General features: G+C 43.6%; 1 protein-coding gene. It reads left to right on the top strand.

Annotated elements, in window-relative coordinates:
• The first annotated feature begins 703 nt into the window (after positions 1 to 703).
• Complete coding sequence (locus L1285_RS23400; RefSeq protein WP_235414542.1) at positions 704 to 1,777, top strand: M23 family metallopeptidase; 1,074 nt, start codon at positions 704 to 706, stop codon at positions 1,775 to 1,777.
• Positions 1,778 to 2,186 lie beyond the last annotated feature (409 nt).

The raw sequence follows: 2,186 nt of genomic DNA, 5'->3' as shown, positions 1-2,186 counted from the left end.
CACTTTCTTTCTTGGATCTTTAGTTTGTTTGGAGAGCTTAATAAATTCAGAGGGCTGCAAAATCATTATCACATCGATGGATATTAGATTTTGATATTAGATCATAAATTTAATCAATTTGGTATAACCAACCGTTGCAGAAAATGCCAAAGGGCTTTGAGTTTCTTCAGAGGCAGATGCGGTTGTTGAAAGTACCGCTAATACAGCTAACCCTGACCTTTTTATTATTTTCCTCATTGTTGAAGGCGTTTCGGTGCCATTCAGCTTAAGAGTGCGTGAATTGTATTGGGATATATCAGCCCGAAGGTGAAATATCGAAAATAAAGCCGGTGTTACAGAAGTTGAAGAGTGGCTATTTGCGCCCCCATGTTTCAGAGGTGTCATACTGGCTTGTGAACTTCCGCCCACTAAGGCTTAGCTGACACTTAACCACCTATGTAGTTATGTTCCTCCACTAATAAAGTTAGACGTTTGTTTTTAACAATATATACACTATTTTTACTTTAGCAGTGGTTAACGTACGCTGATAGATTACTGGTAGCTGTTTACGCTTGGGTGTGACTGGCTGTTTTGACGAATCCTCTCTGAGACACTGCCTTAGAGTTGCATTATTTCGCACCACGGAGCTTCGGCTAAAAACCTGGCTCTGTTTATGAGTTGCTGAACCGGTATTATCGGCTATTCAATTCAGAAGGAAGGAATAATGAGAACACTACTAAGTTTGCTGGCTCTGTCTATGAGCTTCAACGGCTTTTCCCATTCATTAATGCCGGATATTGATATTGGCAAATACGATACGAGTAATATTTCTGATAAGCAGACGCTGACTTGGCTAAAGGATGAACATTTTGTCTATCGTCCGATAGTGTATCCGTTTCAGATGTCCGATTATTTTTCTGTACATGCTCAGTGGCAGCCTTTAGAAGAAACGCTTTTGCACTGGAGTGCTGCGTTTGGTATCGACCCACGGATCATACTGACGACGTTAGCTATGTCTCACAACTGGTCGCCAGCGAGCGAAGTGTCAGTATCATCACTCAGTATTTACCAGCAGGAAGTAAAGTCGATAGCCAATCGGCTGTCTCAGTTGTTTTATCATTTTCATTCTCAAAGTGTGCAAGGAATGAGTGCGGCGTCCTATGCGATTGCCTCTTCACTCAATGATAAAGATCAGGTAACGAAGTGGCAGAGTCGCTATATCAGCTGGTTTGGTAAACCCATTCAGTCTTCTGAACGCGCTGTAACGGCCATACCGGATATGCAATGGCCCTGGCGGGCTGGATATAACTGGATACCCAACGGACCTCATTCACATACGGGGTCAGGTTATCCATTGTCGTCAATCGATGTGGCTTATGACTGGCCGGGCTGGGGCGGACAAACTTACAGTGTGACTGCGGCTCATGAAGGGCAAGTGTCGGTCTTTTCCCGTTGTCAGCTGAGGGTGACTCATCCGGGTGGATGGGCGACTAATTACTATCATATGGATGGCATAACTGTGAGTGATGGCGACTGGGTTAACAAGGATCAGCGTATAGGCACTTATGCCAGCCAGAAAAATATTGCTTTGTGTCAGGGCGGATCTTCAACGGGTCCACATTTGCACTTTTCATTACTCTACAATGGCCACTTTCAGTCCTTGCAAGACATATCTTTTGGTCCCTATAAAATCGATGTAGGCCGATATAGCTATGACAGTAACTGTCGTTATACCTGGATGCTGGATACGCGCTCAAATTCAAGAAAGTGTTTCTGGAACAGAGTGGATAATCCTTGAATCAAGAGAATGAAGTCATACAAGTTTGGCCCGTTTCTGACTAAATAAAGTTTTCGAATTGCACTGTGAGCAGCTCGTCACCATAGAGGCCGAAGTATGAAGGGAGCACAATATTCTTGTTTGTGCTCCTTTTTAGGTGATGAAAAGCCAAGTTTTGTACTCAATTTGAGCGGTTTGCTTTAATTTTGCCCGAACGCACTGTTTTTCTCACTTTTCTTCAAAAAAGGGGTTGCGCTGAGTTTCGATTTCCCTATAATGCGCATCCACCGACACGGGGAGCAGCGCTGAAAAGCAACGAGCCAAGTGACGGGAAAGCCAAACGGAAAGCTTAATTAAGAAAAATTAAATTTTCTAGTTGACTTTAAAAGTGAAGCGGTTAATATGGCGCTCCACTTCGCAGCAAGGCTGC

Source organism: Pseudoalteromonas sp. DL2-H2.2, assembly GCF_021532535.1.
GTDB classification, from domain to species: Bacteria; Pseudomonadota; Gammaproteobacteria; order Enterobacterales; family Alteromonadaceae; genus Pseudoalteromonas; species Pseudoalteromonas rubra_A.
Note: the sequence above shows the minus strand (reverse complement) of the source record. Positions and strands in the feature narration are given on the sequence as shown.

Excerpts from the sequence above, each read along its gene's own strand:
- L1285_RS23400 (WP_235414542.1), top strand. The coding sequence starts at position 704 with ATGAGAACACTACTAAGTTTGCTGGCTCTGTCTATGAGCTTCAACGGC.